The following is a 15,132-nucleotide window of genomic DNA, read 5'->3' on the forward strand; positions in this document are numbered from 1 at the left end:
ACGGCGGAACTGGTTGCGGCCCGACGCCTTCTATACCTTTCGAGCTGTACTCGTCGCTCGATGTTCGTTTTCTATTGTCCGGCGATGGGTACAGCGCTTTCCACGACGATCGGATGATGGTCCCGGCTCGGTGAATTCCCTGCCGGTGAACTGCCGGTGGCTCGCGGCTTTCTCTGTTGGTCGTAGTTGGTCTTGGTTGGTCTTTTCTTGGTCATCGCGGGGGGTTGGCATTGGTTAATCTACGACGTCTCTGGGAACGCGAGGAACGCTCGCTCTGGAACCGCCGCGAGTTCGTCCGGCTGAGTGGGATCGGCGCGTTCGGCCTGGCGTTCGCCATGGTCGACCGTACGGCGACGCACGCGAGCGCGGCGCCGTCGTTTCGCACCGACCCGTTCACCCTGGGCGTCGCCTCCGGTGACCCACTGCCGAACGCGGTGGTGATCTGGACCCGGCTGGCCCCGGATCCGATGGACTCCTTCGGCGGCATGCGGCCGACGAGGTACGCGGTGGACTGGCAGGTGGCCGAGGACGAGGCGTTCCGGAAGATCGTCCGGGAGGGCACGGCCATCGCCCAGCCCGAGTACGTCCACTCGGTGCATGTCGACGTGGGCGGGCTGCAGCCTGACCGGGCGTACTTCTACCGCTTCCGCACCGGCCCGCAGATCTCCCCGGTCGGCAGGACTCGCACGGCGCCGGCCCCGACCGCGAACCTCGACCGGCTTCGGTTCGCCGCGGTCTCGTGTGCGGCGTGGTTCGACGGCTACTACACCGCGTACAAGCATCTCGCCGAGGAGGATCTCGACGTCGTCTTCCACCTGGGCGACTACATCTACGAGTACAGCATCCAGACCAACGGCGGGCGCCCCGGCTATCCGGTGCTGCCGGAGAAGTTCAACCGGATCACCACGCTGCTCAGCGACTACCGGGACCGGTACGCGCTCTACAAGCTGGACCCCGACCTGCAGGCCGCGCACGCAGCGTTCCCCTGGATCGCGACCTGGGACGACCACGAGGTGGTCAACAACTACGCGGACGAGTACCACCCGAGCATGCCGCCGGCCGACTTTCTGGTACGCCGGGCGAACGCCTACCGGGCGTACTGGGAGCACATGCCGTTGCGGTTGCCGCAGGAGCCGGTCGGGCCGGACGCCGAGTTGTACCGGCGGTTCACGTACGGGCAGCTGGCGGAGTTCAGCGTGCTCGACACCCGGCAGTACCGCTCCGACCAGGCCTGCGGCGACGGCCTGAGGACCGACTGCCCCGGACGGCTCGACCCGTCGCGGACGCTGCTCGGCGCCGAACAGGAACGGTGGCTGCTGGACGGCCTCGGCGCCTCCCGCGCGCGGTGGAACGTGATCGCGCAGCAGATCATGATGTCGCAACTGGACTTCACCACCGATCCCGGCGGGCAGTTCAGCATGGACCTGTGGGACGGCTACAAGCCCCAGCGGGACCGGGTGGTCGACGGGCTGACCGAACGGCACGTCACCAATCCCGTGGTCCTGTCCGGTGACTTCCACCGCAGCATGGCCGCGGAGGTGAAGACGAACTTCGACGACCCGGCCTCGGCCACGGTGGCGACGGAGTTCGTGGGTACGTCGATCAGCTCCGGCATGGACGGCGCGGACCGCGACGAGTTCGCCGAGCCCTTCCTGGCCAATCAGCACGTGAAGTTCTACAGCGCCCTGCGCGGGTATGTGCGGTTCGACCTGAACCAGCAGGAACTGCGCTCGGACTACCGGGTGGTGCCCTACATCCGGCAGCCCGGCGCGCCCGTGCAGACCCGGGCGAGCTTCGTGACCGAGGACGGGCACCCGGGCCTGCAGCCGGTCGCCGACAACCCGACGCTGGGCGTTGCCTACTCGGAGAACATCCAGCCGCCGGAGCCGCTGCAGTACCCACCGGACAAGTAGCCCGGACGAGTTGGCCCGACAACTGGCCGGACAAGCAGCCGGACAACCGGCCGGACAAGTAGCCGGACAGCCGGCCGGACAAGCAGAGAGGGGTGGTCGACGTGACCGAGGGGCAGCGATCCGGGGTGCGGTCGGTGGCGGCGCTACCCGGCGTTCGGCGGTGGCGTCCCCGCCACCCCGCGGCCGTCGTCGCGACCGCGGCCGTCGCGGTGATGACGGTAGCGGCGGCGATGACCTCACCGGCGTCTGCATCCGCACCGGCGTCTGCATCCGCACCGACGCCTGTATCCGCTTCGACCTCTGTGTCCACACAGGCCGGTGACAACCTCACCTTGACAGCGACGCCGCAGACGCTGAACGTGCTGGCCGCACCCTGTGGAGCACGGATGGTCGACGTCGCCGTACGCAACGACTCCTCGCAGCCGACGTACGCGGACGTCCTGCTCACCGCCGACGCGCCGGTCCGCACGACGCCCGACGTCATCTCCAGCTACCTTCCGGCGGGATACACGCTGCACACGCCTGTCCAGGTGTCCGCGCCGTTGGGCAGTGCCGACTCCGACGCGAAGGTCACCATCAAGGCGGGCCGGACCGGCCGCGGTCCCCAGATCTCCGTGCCGGTGGTGGTGAAGGCTCCACCGAGCGGTCCCGGGGCCAACCTCGCACTGGCGGCGTCGGTGAGTGCCTCGTCGTCCCACGCGAACTTCAAGGCCTGCGGTGCGATCGACGGCAACAGCAACTCCGACGACTGGCAGACCGCCACCGGCTGGAACGACGGCACCTCCCGGGTCTTCCCGGACTGGCTGGCGGTGACGTTCGCCCAGGCGCACCAGGTGAGCCGGGTGGAGATGAACACGCTGAACTCCACCCGTTATACGGCTGCGCGGTACGGACTGCGGGACTGGGACGTGCAGGTGTGGGACGCCGGCGCCAACGGTGGCAGCGGTGACTGGCGTACGGTCGCCAGCGTGCGCGGAAACACCGCCGGCGTGGTCAACTCGACGTTCGATCCGGTGTCCACGACCGCAGTGCGCATCTTCGTCATCGCATCGAACGACTCGACGTACTCCCGCATCGTCGAGCTCGGGGTCTACGAGTGATCGGTGCGGGTACCCCGCGACGAGGTTGTTGTCCGCGTCAGTTCAGTGTGGCTTGGGCGTCGAGGATGACGCTGACGGCGTAGTGGAGGTCGAGGGGGTCGCCGGACCACCAGGGCGGGGTGAGCACGTCTTCGCCGAGTGTGGGGTGGAGGTTGGCCCAGTGGTCGAGTACGGCTCGGGCGAGGTTGTTGTTGGTGGTGGCTTCGCGGGTGGGTGTGTCGGTGAGGCCTGGCAGTGGGGGTGTTGCGGGGATCTCGGTGCCGTCGGGCCGGTGGAAGCTGAAGTGTCCGCCGGGGCGGGCGGTGAAGGTGTGGCCGCCTTCGTGGGCGAGCCAGTGGTGGTAGCGGCAGATGAGGACGAGGTTGGCCAGGGTGGTGGGGCCGCCGTGGGACCAGTGGCGTGCGTGGTGGATCTGGAGTCCGTGTCTGGTGGTGCATCCGGGTGCTTGGCAGGTGTGGTGTGCGCGGATTCTGACTGCTCGGGCGGTTGCGGCGCGGGGGTATCTGGTGGGGTCGCTCAGGCCTCGGATCTGGCCGTCGGGGCCGAGGTGGACGGCGGTCACGGTCGATTCGCAGGCGAGGCGGTCCGCGGTGTCGGGGGCGAGTGGAACGCCGTCGTCGAGAGTTGCTGCCTGGTGGGCGGCTGAGCGCACCGTTGTGGGATGTAGGTGGATGATGACGCGGTATTTGTCGGCGGAGTTGAGGAATGCTGGGGTGTGGGTCAGCAGGGTTTCGGCCATCAGGACGAGTGCGTCTGCGGCCAGTGCGGCGCGGTGGCGGTGGGGGACAGCGCGTGGTGTGTCGCGTGGTGGTGCGGTGTTCGGCGGAGTCTGGTGTGGTGGGTGGTCGGATTCTTCCGCGGAAGAATCCGGGCCGGTGTCATCCGGGGCGGACTGGCGGCCGTCCTCAGACGGATCGGCGGTGTCGCCGGGCTTCGTGGAGCTGGGGGTGCCCATGGTGTCGGTCGAGCCGGTGGTGCCGGTGGTGCCGACGGTTGGGCCAGGCGTGGTGGTTGAGGCGGTTGGGCCAGGTGTGGTGGGTGAGGCGGGTGGAACAGTCGGGTTGCCTGGAGCGGGTGAGGCCGGTGGGTTGGGTGCCGGCGAAGGTGCGGACTTTCCGGCCAGCAGTGTGTCGAGTGCGGCTTCGAGCGCCGCGACGACGGTCGCGCCTTCGTCCGGGGCCAGCCTTCCGCGGATGACCAGTGAGCCGTCCTCGTCGTAGAACCACCTGATCCCGCGCCGCATCGCTCGCCGGTGGTTCTGCTCCTGGGAGCGTGCCGCCGAACAGCCGCGAGCGATCCGGTCGAGTTGGGAAGCGGTGGCGCTCCAGGCGAGGTTCAGCAACTCGTCCTCAGCGTCAGCTTCGGTGTCGGCGTTGGGGTCGGTGCCGGGCTCCTCGTCCACCTCGGGCTCGGCCTTCTGTGCGCGACCATGGGCGTCATCACCCGGACGAGCGTCGACTCGATCCCGGCCTTGGCCCTGGCCCTGGCCCTGGCCTTGGTCCTGGTCGGCGGTCTCGTCGTCGGTCCGTTCGCGTGCTTGGTTGGACGACTGCGCTTTCGTGCCGGTGTTGTCCGCGGTGTTGTCCGCGGTCTTGTCGCCGGTCGAACCTCGGTCTGGAGGGGACGAACGTTGGTCGGCGTCGGCGATCCTTGTGAGCGCGCGCACCTTGGAGTACGACAACCGGCCGGCGGCGAACTCCGCGGCGACCTTCGGGAGGTTTTCCAGGGCGCGTCCGACCCGGAGGTGTTCGTACGCGGCGGACAGACTCGTCCCGCAACGCCAGGACAGCCACTGTGCCGTGGACCTGCACCCGGAGGTGCGCCAGCCCTCGCGGCGGTCGAAGGCGACGATCAGCCGCAGCCACTCGTGCGTGGCGATGGCGATCCTGGAAGCGAGGTCGCAGATCTCGGCCTCCAGACCCTCCAGCGACCTGGGCGTACCTGTGCCGGTCGTACGCGTGCCGGGGCCGGGCGTGCTGTCCTCGGCAACTCCTGCGGCGGGCACTCCTGAGGCGGGCACTCCCGAGGCGGGCGCATCTGTGGCGTCCGCATCGGGTGGCACGCAGGTAGAGGGCGGTGGAGCAGGTGGAGTGGGCGGAGCAGGTGGGGACTGTCCTCCGGTGTGCGCGGGGTCAGGTGGTGTGGGACGAGGGATCCGGGCCACAGGCGTGGGGGTCGCCGCGGGCGCGTCCGTCGGCACAGGGGTGAAGGTCGAGGTGGAGGCGTTGCAATCGCTCATGTGTTCGATGGTAGACCTGGCCACCGACAAGTCGGTTGGTTCGCCGAATCGGCTCGGTTCGGCGAGCCTCGTCCGTCGTCGGCACCACCGTCGAGAGGCGGCGGGGACCGGCGCTCGCGGATTCTTCCGCGGAAGAATCCGCGACTGCCCGTGTCGAGAGCGGCCACTGCGGGCGAGTGCCGACTGCGGGCGAGTGCCGACTGCGGGCGAGTGCCGACTGCGGGCGGGAAGGTGGCCGCTGAGAAACAGGGCCGGCGCCTTTCTGGGACCGGACTCGGATCCGGAGGAGATCGGTTCCGGAAGAGATCGGTTCCGGAGGAGGCCGGATTCGGAGGAGACCGGGCTCGGATTCTTCCGCGGAAGAATCCGGCCGCGTCCAGTCTCCCGTTCGGGAGGGATCGGAGCAGCAGGCGACGCTTCGGTGACGGTCCGGACCCGTGGGCGCACTTGGAGGTGCGGACCGGGCCGGCAGGCCGTACTTCGAAGTGATGATAGGGGCGCCTTAACGAAGGCTTAGCGTGCCGAGCGAGTGGTCCTGCTGGCATAGGCGACGTCCTTGATCCTCTCGGGTCGCCCCTGATCGACCAGCCCCTTCGGAGGTCGCACCACTGATGTCCGCCTATCTGCGGGTCACGCCCACGCCCCACCATCGTGCGGCGCCCCGGCTGGCCGAAGGTGGGTACCGCACCACCGACCGTGTCCATGCGCGGCGATGGACCCTTCTCCTGCTCGCCCTCGTGATCACCCCGCTCGCGCTGTGCGTGGGTGTGGGACGGCTCGGGCCGGACAGCATGACGGCGGAGCTGGCGGTGGCGGGCGGCCTGGTCGCGCTTTCCCTGATGGTGGCGGCGATGGTGCTGCCCTCGCGGATCAAGTTCCTGACCGCGCAACTGGGAATCGAGACGGTGCTCCGGGCCCACCGGGCGGTGGCCATCCTGGCCGTACTCTTCGTCGCCGTTCACGTCGTTCTGGTGGTGGCCGCCAACCCGAAGGGGCTGCGGATCCTCGACCTTCGCAGCGCCCCGCCGCGAGTGTGGGCCGCGAGTGCGGCAACGGTGGCGATCGGCGCGCTGGTGGTCCTGGCGATCACCAGGCGCCGGCGTAACCCGAGGTACGAGGGGTGGCGCATCGTGCACGTCGTGCTGGCCACGGTCGCCATGGTGGGTACGGCGCTGCATGTCCTGTGGCTGCACATCCTGGTCGACCGGACGCTCACCCGTTGGTGGTTCGCCGGCCTGACGGCACTGATGGTGCTGCTCGCCGTGTACCGCTGGGCCTGGCGACCGCTGCGGATGCTCCGCCGTCCGTACGTGGTGGAAGAGGTGCGCCCCGAGTCGTCGAGCTCGGTCACGCTGGTGCTGCGTGCGCGTGGCCACGTCGGGGTGAAGTTCCGGCCGGGGCAGTTCGCCTGGCTGAAGTTCGGCGGCTCGCCGTTCACGTTCGAGGAGCACCCGTTCACGATCGCCTCCGCGGCGACCGAGCCCGCGCGCAAGGAGTTCACGATCAAGGCGCTCGGCGACTTCACCGAGCTGCTGTCCGGGCTCCGGCCGGGCCGCCGGGTCTACCTGGACGGGCCGCACGGGCGTTTCACCACGGACGGACTCCGCTCCGCCGGATTCGTTCTCGTGGCCGGTGGCGTCGGCATCACGCCGATGCTGAGCATCCTGCGTACGCTCGCCGAACGCCGCGATCGCCGCCCCCACCTGTTGCTCGTGGGAGCGCGGTCCGTCGAGGACTTCCTGCACCGCGCCGAACTCGCCGACCTGCAACGCAGGCTCGACCTCGTGGTCATCGAGGTCGTCGGCGACCCACCGGAGGGGTGGTGGGGTGAGGAGGGCTACATCGACAAGTACCTGCTCGACAACTACCTGCCCCGCGGCCGGCTGCGCACCCGTACGGATTACTTCCTGTGCGGACCGCCGCCGATGTTGTCCGCGGTGCTCGACGCGCTGTACGACCTGGAGGTACCCGCGCACCGAGTGCACACCGAGATGTTCGACATGGTCTGAGCCGTACGCGACCTGACCTGACCTGCCTGATCTGACTCCTGAACTGACCTGACTCCTGAATTGACCTGAGCCTGACCGTTGTCCGAAGGGATCCGACTCTTGTCCAGCCGAAACGTCCCGCGCCGAGTTGGCCGCAAGGTGCGCCGCAACGTCCGCCGCAACGCGTGGCGCTTCTATCTCCTGACCGGTACGCCGACGATCGCCGCCATGGTGGGCATGGCCGAGATGCGCTGCTGGCTGTGGACCTGAGGTCGTAGCGACTCAGTGGTGGCGGGTGCTGTCGTCGCTACCCGAGGGGGCGACGGAGTCGGAAGTGCCGCGTTCGCCCGACTCGCTGGTCTCGGTGTGGGGCGAACCGTCCTCGACCTGCGCGGACGGCCGGCCGCTCACGCATCGGGCATCGAGTTCGGATTCACCCGACGGGGAGCGGAACTGCACGTTGATCCGGGTCGGCCCGCTCTGGCCGATCTGCATCGACCAGCCGTCGGTGGGCGTTGCGTAGAGAAGTTCGATGGTCGTACCCCGGCAGCTCGCGCTGACCTGGCCGCCCCGCAGCTGCCACGTCTCGGTGACCTCTGGTGGCGAGGAGGGCGCGGGCCGGGGTGCCGGAGCGCCGGCGGGACCCGGCGCCGTTCCGTCCTTGCTCGTACGACCGGCTCGGGAGGTGGGGTCGGCGGGGACCGGACCGGAACCGCCCGGATCGGCCCGGTTCGCAGAATTCGCGGGATCGGCGGGGCTTGCGGGGTTCGCCGGGTCGGCGGGGTTCGGGCGGCCGGGTTCACCAGCCGTGCCGTCGGCCCCGGCCAGCCGGTGGCCCGGGATGGCGGAGGGGTGACGCCGATCAGGACCGGCCGGGCCGGGGGCCGCCGCCGGGGCGCCGATGATCCCCTCGGGACGGCCGGGAGTCGGGCCTCGTTCGAGGCTGCGGGACGGACTGGTCGTCCGCAGTGCCTGGTCGATCGCGTGCGGTGACAGGACCGGCATGCTGCCGTCGCCGACCTTCGCGCCGACGAAGCAGACACCCTGCCAGGTGATCGTCATGGCGATCGCCGTCGCTCCACACCAGGCGGCCCCGAGCACGACGGCCTTGCCGGCCGAGGGCGCGGAGCCGGCACGTCGTCGGGCACCCATCCCCGCATCCTCGCGCCGTCGAAGGGCCCGGTTCGATAAGCCTGGGTTAAGAGCGGCTCAAGACACGCTCCCGGGGCGGCTGGATCGGGCCCGAACCGCCTACCGCTCTCCCCGGCGGCCCTCCGACGGGTTACCGTCCTGCCCGTGTCGTACCTGCTCCTGGTGGAGGACGACGCCGGCATCCGCACCTCACTGGTGCGGGCGCTGCGCGAGCGTGGCCACACAGTCCGGACGGCCGCGAACGCGATGGACGGGTTGCAGGCGGTGCTGGAGGAGTCACCGGACGTTCTGCTCCTCGACCTCGGGCTCCCCGACCTCGACGGGACCACCCTGCTGCCGATGATCCGCGCCGTGAAGCAGGTGCCCACGATCATCATCACCGCGCGTGACGACGAGGCCGAGATCGTGCGCCTGCTGGACGCGGGCGCCGACGACTACGTGACCAAGCCGTTCGGCGCGGACCACCTCGACGCTCGGGTGCGGGCGGTTCTGCGCCGGGCGGAGGTGAGCGGTACGGCCGGGCCGGTCGAGGTGGGAGGTCTCGTCATCGACCCGGCCAGGCGTACCGCCGTTCTCGACGGCCGGGAACTCGACCTGAGCCGCAAGGAGTTCGATCTGCTCCACCACCTGGCGGGGCGTGCGGGGGAGGTGGTGTCCCGCCAGGAGCTGCTCACCCAGGTGTGGCGGCAGCCGTACGGAGGGGCGGACAAGACCATCGACGTGCACCTGTCGTGGCTGCGGCGCAAGCTCGGCGAGAGTGCCGACGCACCGCGGTACCTCCACAGCGTGCGCGGCGTGGGAGTCAAGCTGGTCCCGCCCGAGGTGCCGTTGCAACCTGAGGTGCCGTCGGAACCTGAGGTGCCGTCGGAACCTGAGGTGCCGTCGGAACCCGAGATGCCGTTGGAACCCGAGGTGCCGTTGGAGCCTCAGGGATGAGACGCCTGCTGGTCCTGTACGGCGCCGCGATCACCTCGATCGTCATCGTCGCGCTGCTCGGGCCGCTGGCGATGCTGGTGCGGTCGATGGCCGAGGAACACGCGATCGGCCTCGCCCACCAGGAGGCGCAGGGAGTTGCCGTGGTGGCGGCGGTCGCCAGCGGGGACCGGCTCACCGCGGTCGTACGTTCGGTGAACGCGTCCACCCAGCGGCAGACCACGGTCTTCCTGCCCGACGGCACCAGTATCGGCGTACCGGCGAAGCGTTCGGCGAGCGTGGAACTGGCGGCCCGCGGGCGGGCGTTCACCGCGGACGTGCCCGCCGGGCGGGAGGTGCTCATACCGGTCGGTGGGCCGAAGGGCGTCGCGGTCGTGCGGACGCTGGTGCCCACCGAGCTTCTCCGGGAGGGTTGGCGGCCCGCGCTGTTCACCCTGGCCGCGGTGGGTGCCGTGCTGCTGGCGATGGCCATCTTCGCGGCCGAACGCATCGCCACCCGGATGGCGCGTTCGGTACGTGACCTCGCCAGCGTCGCGAACCGGCTCGGCGAGGGCGACCTCGCCGCCCATGTCGTACCTGACGGCCCACCCGAGGTCGCGTCGGTCGGCCGGGTGCTGAACCGGCTCGGCGACCGGATCAACGAGCTGCTGGCGAGTGAACGGGAGTTCGTCGCCGACCTGTCCCACCGGTTGCGTACGCCCATCACCGCGCTGCGACTGGACGCCGAAGGTCTCTCCGACCCCGAGGAACGCCGGCAGATGGGCCGGCACATCGCCGAACTCGAAGCGTCGGTCGACGCCCTGATCCGGGCCGCCCGGCAGCCCGGTGGGCACCTGGGTGGCCCGGCGAACGGGCCGGCGGGCGGGCAACCTGCTCGCCGAGCCGAACAGGGCCGATGCGATGCCGTCCGTGTGGTGGCCGACCGGGCACGGTTCTGGTCGGTGCTGGCCGAGGACCAGCACCGTCCGCTGCGGGTCGACCTGCCGAACTTCCCGTGCGTCGTCCGGCTGGAGGCGGCCCGGCTCGGCGCCTCCCTGGACGCCCTGATCGACAACGTGTTCGCCCACACCCCGGACGGGTCCGCGTTCGTGTTGTCGGTGACCAGGCGGCGCGGCGGCCCGTTCGTCGTCGCCGTCGAGGACGCCGGCAGCGGAATCGCCGACCTGGCCATGACCCGGCGCGGGCGCAGTGGGGTCGGCTCCACCGGGCTGGGCCTCCACGTCGTCCGCCGCGACGCCGAGGAGGCCGGCGGGCGGCTGCTGGTCGGGCGGTCACCGGCCGGCGGTGCGCGGGTGGTGCTGGAACTCCCGCCCGCCTGAGTCAGCGGGACGCCTTGGCTCGCAGGTGGCTCGTGAACCAGCGGGTGGCCTCGGCCGCTACGGCCTCGAGGGTGCCGGGTTCCTCGAACAGATGCGTGGCGCCGGGTACGACGTGTACGGACTTCTCGCAGCGCAGCCACCGGGCCGCATCGAGGTTGAGGTCGACGACGATCGGGTCGTGGCCGCCCACGATCAGCAGTGTCGGTGCCTGAACGAGTTCGAGGTCGGACGCGGCCAGGTCAGGTCGGCCACCACGGGAGACCACCGCGGCGATGTCTGTCTCGGGTTCGGCGGCCGCGGACAGGGCTGCCGCCGCGCCGGTGCTGGCACCGAAGTAGCCGATCGGCAGGTCGCGGGTCGCGGGCTGTTCGCGCAGCCAGCCGGTGACCTCCACCAGCCGGGTGGCCAGCAGGGGAATGTCGAAGACGTTGACGCGATCGCTTTCTTCCGCGGAAGAAAGCAGGTCGAACAACAGGGTGCCGAGGCCGGCGTCGTTCAGGGCGGACGCGACGTACCGGTTACGCGGACTGTGCCGGCTGCTGCCGCTGCCGTGGGCGAACACGACGAGCCCGGTGGCGTTCTCCGGCAGCGTGAGATGACCGGCGAGGCGCTGCGTACCCGCCGGGATGGTGACCTCCTCGTCCACGACCGGCGGGTCCTCGTCGCGGCGTGTCCCCGACTTCGCGCCTGACCTTGCGCCTGACTTTGCCGCGTGAGCCGCGTGAGCCGCGTCGGACGCGTCCTGTGCCTCGTGCAGCAGTGCGATGACTTCGCTGTCGGGCGTCTGCCGGAAGTCGGCGTAAAACTCCCCGATGGCGAAGAACGACTCCGGGGTGTCCAGGCAGATCACCTCGTCGGCGACCTTCGCGAGATGTTCGACCGCGCGGGGCGAGGCCACCGGTACGGCCAGGATCGTGCGGGCCGCACCGTGCTGGCGGGCCACCTGGCACGCGACCCAGGCGGTCGAGCCGGTGGCGATCCCGTCGTCGACGACGATGACCGTACGACCTGCCAGCGGCGTGGGCGGACGGTCGCCGCGGAAAGCTCGCGCTCGTCGGGTGAGTTCGGCGCGTTCGCGCTTCTCGACGGCCTCGACCTCCTCCGGTCGAACGCCGGCCGTCCGTACCAGCGACTCGTCCACGAACCGCACGCCGCCCTCCCCGATCGCGCCCATCGCGAGCTCCGGCTGGAACGGCACACCGAGCTTGCGGACGACGAGGACGTCGAGCGGCGCATCGAGTGCCCGCGCGACCTCGAACGCGACCGGTACGCCGCCCCGGGGGAGCCCGAGAACCACCACGTCGGGTCCTTTGTGGGGCATCAGCCGTTCGGCGAGCCGTCGGCCGGCTTCCTGCCGGTTACGGAAGAGCATCATCAGCCTCCTCAACCTCGGGGGACGACCTCTGAGTCAGCGGGTCAAACCGCCCCGCGGTGCGGGTCATGATCGGGGATCGAATTCGATCCAATGCCCGTACGGCGGGAAATCACAGTGGCGAAAGTCCGTCGGCGAGCCGCTGACAAGCGGTCGCGGTTGATCCTGGGTGACCTTCGTCCCTGGCCTGTGACGTGCGGACCGGCGAGCGTGCTGGTGAGGGCCCGAAGACGGGGGCAGGCCGGGGGCAGGTCGGATCGGACGCGAGCCGAGGGGGACCGATGGCCAGATCAGCACACAGGTCGACGGCGGCACCGGGAGCCGTGGAGCGTACGCCGGTCGAGCTGACCGTCCGGGGCGAGGTGCCCGAGGAGGCCGCCGCGTACGCCGTCCGCAAGGTCGAGAGTGTCCTGGAGGCCACCCGTGCACGTGCCTTGTACGCGCATGTCGTGGTTGTCGTCTCCCAGAACCCTGCCCAGGACCAGCCGGTTCGGGTCGAGGTGGGCCTGGACGTCGACGGCGTACCCGTACGGGCGGTGGTCAGCGGACACGACGCATTCGAGGCTGCCGACCTGATGAAGGACCGGTTGCGTCGCCGGCTGGTACGCCTGCGGGACCGGGAACGTACCCGCCACCGTTGGACCGGCGAGGCGGCCGAGCACGAGTGGCGGCACGGTGACCAGCCCCGCCGCCCGGAGTCGCACTTCCCGCGCCAGGTCGAGGAACGGACCGTCGTACGCCGTAAGACGTTCGCGCTGGTGCCGCTGACGGCGGAGGAGGCGGCGTACGAGATGGACGTCCTCGACCACGACTTCTATCTGTACACGGACCGGGAGACCGGACAGGACGCCGTGATCGTCCGGAGCGGGATGCAGGGCGGGGTGGACCTGGGGCCACGGGACATGGAGCCGCCGACCCTGAGCGAGGCGGCCGCGCGGGAACGGCTGGACGCGGGCGGTGAACCGTTCGTCTTCTACCTGGACCCGGCGAGTGGGCGGGGACGGGTCATGTACTGGCGTTACGACGGCCACTACGGCCTGATCAGCGCGGAGTGACGGAGCGGAACGCCGCAGCGGAATGACGGAGAAGCCGTTACGAACAAGGAGGTTCGAGATGACGACCGCACGGGAGATCATGCACGCCGGAGTGGAGTGTGTCGGCGAACACGAGAACCTGCAGAATGCCGCCCGCCGGATGCGCCAGCTGAACATCGGCGCACTGCCGATCTGCGGCGACGACGACCGGCTGCACGGAATCATCACCGACCGGGACATCGTGGTGAAGTGCGTGGCCGCCGGCGGTGACCCCGCGGTGATGACGGCGGGCGAGCTGGCGCAGGGATCGACGTTCACGGTGAGCGCCGACGACGACATCGAGAACGTCCTCCGGCTGATGGAGGAACACCACATCCGCCGGTTGCCGGTGATCGAGGACCACCGGCTGGTCGGCATGATCAGTGAGGTGGACCTCGGCCGCCATCTGAGCGAAGACCAGGTGAGTCACTTCGTCGAGGTCGTCTCGGCCGCGAAGACCTGAGCGAAACCTTGGGCGGAGAAGGTACGGCCGACTTCTCCTCCGCTGCGCTGGCCGAGAGCCATTCCGCGGTGGTGGTGTTCGTCGGCGACCGGGCGTACAAGGTGAAGAAGGCGGTCGACCTCGGATTCCTCGACTTCACCACGGTGCGAGCCCGGGAGGAGGCGTGCCGCCGGGAGATGGAGCTCAACCGGCGGCTCGCTCCGGACGTCTACCTCGGCGTTCACCACCTCGTCGACGACGCGGGCAACACCCGGGACTGGGTGCTCGTCATGCGCCGGATGCCGTCCGCGCGCCGGCTGTCGACGCTGGTCGAGGCCGGTGTGGACGTACGCCACGACCTGCGGGAACTCGCCCGGCTGCTGGCCGCCTTCCACGCCCGCGCTCCGCACGACGCGAAGGTGGCGGCCGGCGGCCGGCCCGCCGCGCTGCTGCGCCGGTGGCGCGACAACCTGGCCGGGACCGAACCGTTCGTGGGCGAGGTCCTGGATCCGGGGACGGTGGGCGAGATCGGCCGGCTCGTGGAGCGGTACGTCGGCGGGCGGGGTGCCCTGCTGGACGCGCGGGCACGTGCGGGGCTCGTCGTCGACGGGCACGGCGACCTGCTGGCCGACGACGTCTTCTGCCTGCCGGACGGGCCGCGGGTGCTGGACTGCCTGGAGTTCGACGACGCGCTGAGGTACGTGGACGGGGTCGACGACGCCGCGTTCCTGGCGATGGACCTGGAACGCCTGGGCGCGCCCGACCTGGCCGAGAGCTTCCTCGGCTGGTACGGCGAGTTCACCGGCGGGCTGCCGGTGGCGTCCCTGGTCCACCACTACGTGGCGTACCGGGCGTTCGTCCGGGCGAAGGTGGCCTGCCTGCGCTACGCGCAGGGGATGGCGCCGGCCCGGGCGACGGCACGGCAGTTGGCCGCCCTGACGCTGGACCACCTGCGGGCGGGGGAGGTACGGCTGGTGCTGGTGGGCGGGCTGCCGGGTACCGGCAAGTCGACCGTGGCCGGTGCGCTCGCGGACCGGCTCGGCGCGGTCGTGCTGCGTACCGACCAGATCCGCCGCGAGCAACGGGGGCCGCGGCTGCCCGCTCCCCGTGGGGAGGCGGACGCTCCACGTGGGGAGTCGGGGTACCAACGTGGCCGGTACACGCCGGCGCGGGCGCACGCCGCGTACCGGGAACTGCTCACTCGCGCACGTCGGCTCCTCGCTCGTGGCGATTCGGTCGTTCTCGACGCCACCTGGAACGACGCCGCCGAACGCGACGCGGCGAGACGGCTCGCCCGGGACACGTCCAGCACGCTGACGGAGGTCCGGTGTGTGGCCCCGGCGGACGTCGGTGAGCGGCGGATCCGTGAGCGGGTGGGCGACCTGTCCGAGGCGACGGTGGAGGTGGCGCGGCGGATGGAACGTACGTACGCGCCGTGGCAGGAGGCCGTGGAGATCGACTGCGCCGGCCGCCCCGAGGACGCGGTGGAGGCCGTCTGGACCGCCGTCCGGGGTGCTGCCCGGGATGGTGCTCGAGGTGCTGGCCGGGGCGGTGCTCGGTCAGGGACGGGGGTTGGCCGGTGACCTGCTCAGGGCCGGAAG

At 70.5% G+C, this 15,132-nt stretch carries 12 protein-coding genes; 9 read left to right on the forward strand and 3 right to left on the reverse strand.

Annotated elements, in window-relative coordinates:
• Positions 1–224 precede the first annotated feature (224 nt).
• Together FHR37_RS29535 and FHR37_RS29540 are read left to right on the forward strand one after the other, a co-directional pair.
• Positions 225–1,913: an alkaline phosphatase D family protein gene (locus FHR37_RS29535; protein WP_237768763.1), complete on the forward strand. Its 1,689-nt coding sequence runs from the start codon at positions 225–227 to the stop codon at positions 1,911–1,913.
• Between the two features lie 302 nt (positions 1,914–2,215).
• Positions 2,216–3,013 (forward strand): galactose-binding domain-containing protein, encoded by a 798-nt coding sequence (locus FHR37_RS29540; RefSeq protein WP_092883334.1) that lies wholly within the window; start codon positions 2,216–2,218, stop codon positions 3,011–3,013.
• A gap of 37 nt (positions 3,014–3,050) precedes the next feature.
• Here FHR37_RS29540 and FHR37_RS31075 read toward each other — a convergent pair whose 3' ends face one another.
• Positions 3,051–5,018, reverse strand: coding sequence for an HNH endonuclease signature motif containing protein (locus FHR37_RS31075; protein ID WP_202884577.1), 1,968 nt, complete (start codon positions 5,016–5,018; stop codon positions 3,051–3,053).
• 845 nt (positions 5,019–5,863) lie between these two features.
• Here FHR37_RS31075 and FHR37_RS29560 point away from each other — a divergent pair.
• Complete coding sequence (locus FHR37_RS29560) at positions 5,864–7,261, forward strand: ferredoxin reductase family protein (RefSeq protein ID WP_092885934.1); 1,398 nt, start codon at positions 5,864–5,866, stop codon at positions 7,259–7,261.
• Positions 7,262–7,360: 99 nt separating this feature from the next.
• Positions 7,361–7,510, forward strand: coding sequence for a hypothetical protein (locus FHR37_RS29565; protein ID WP_175542661.1), 150 nt, complete (start codon positions 7,361–7,363; stop codon positions 7,508–7,510).
• A 12-nt stretch (positions 7,511–7,522) separates the two neighbouring features.
• Here the strand turns inward: FHR37_RS29565 and FHR37_RS29570 are convergent, their stop codons facing one another.
• Positions 7,523–8,392 carry a hypothetical protein gene (locus tag FHR37_RS29570; RefSeq protein ID WP_092885936.1) on the reverse strand — a complete coding sequence of 290 codons (870 nt, stop codon included), beginning with the start codon at positions 8,390–8,392 and terminating at the stop codon, positions 7,523–7,525.
• Between the two features lie 144 nt (positions 8,393–8,536).
• Here FHR37_RS29570 and FHR37_RS29575 point away from each other — a divergent pair, with 144 nt between their 5' ends.
• Both FHR37_RS29575 and FHR37_RS29580 read left to right on the forward strand, forming a co-directional pair.
• Positions 8,537–9,328, forward strand: a complete 792-nt coding sequence (locus FHR37_RS29575; RefSeq protein WP_092885938.1) for a response regulator transcription factor — start codon at positions 8,537–8,539, stop codon at positions 9,326–9,328.
• Complete coding sequence (locus FHR37_RS29580) at positions 9,325–10,644, forward strand: HAMP domain-containing sensor histidine kinase (RefSeq protein ID WP_092885940.1); 1,320 nt, start codon at positions 9,325–9,327, stop codon at positions 10,642–10,644. The genes FHR37_RS29575 and FHR37_RS29580 overlap by 4 nt, the downstream gene beginning before the upstream one ends.
• A gap of 1 nt (position 10,645) precedes the next feature.
• Here the strand turns inward: FHR37_RS29580 and FHR37_RS29585 are convergent, their stop codons facing one another.
• Positions 10,646–12,019, reverse strand: a complete 1,374-nt coding sequence (locus tag FHR37_RS29585; protein ID WP_237768957.1) for a phosphoribosyltransferase family protein — start codon at positions 12,017–12,019, stop codon at positions 10,646–10,648.
• A 278-nt stretch (positions 12,020–12,297) separates the two neighbouring features.
• Between FHR37_RS29585 and FHR37_RS29590 the strand changes: the two genes are divergently transcribed.
• The 3 genes from FHR37_RS29590 to FHR37_RS32795 are packed head-to-tail and all read left to right on the forward strand — an operon-like array spanning position 12,298 to position 15,114.
• Positions 12,298–13,071 (forward strand): sigma 54 modulation/S30EA ribosomal C-terminal domain-containing protein, encoded by a 774-nt coding sequence (locus FHR37_RS29590; RefSeq protein WP_092885942.1) that lies wholly within the window; start codon positions 12,298–12,300, stop codon positions 13,069–13,071.
• Positions 13,072–13,129: 58 nt separating this feature from the next.
• Entirely contained in the window at positions 13,130–13,552 is a 423-nt protein-coding gene (locus FHR37_RS29595) for a CBS domain-containing protein (protein ID WP_092885944.1), read from the forward strand.
• An 8-nt stretch (positions 13,553–13,560) separates the two neighbouring features.
• Positions 13,561–15,114 (forward strand): bifunctional aminoglycoside phosphotransferase/ATP-binding protein, encoded by a 1,554-nt coding sequence (locus FHR37_RS32795; protein ID WP_202818250.1) that lies wholly within the window; start codon positions 13,561–13,563, stop codon positions 15,112–15,114.
• Positions 15,115–15,132: the final 18 nt, after the last annotated feature.

It is taken from the genome of Actinopolymorpha cephalotaxi, assembly GCF_013408535.1.
GTDB lineage: Bacteria > Actinomycetota > Actinomycetes > Propionibacteriales > Actinopolymorphaceae > Actinopolymorpha > Actinopolymorpha cephalotaxi.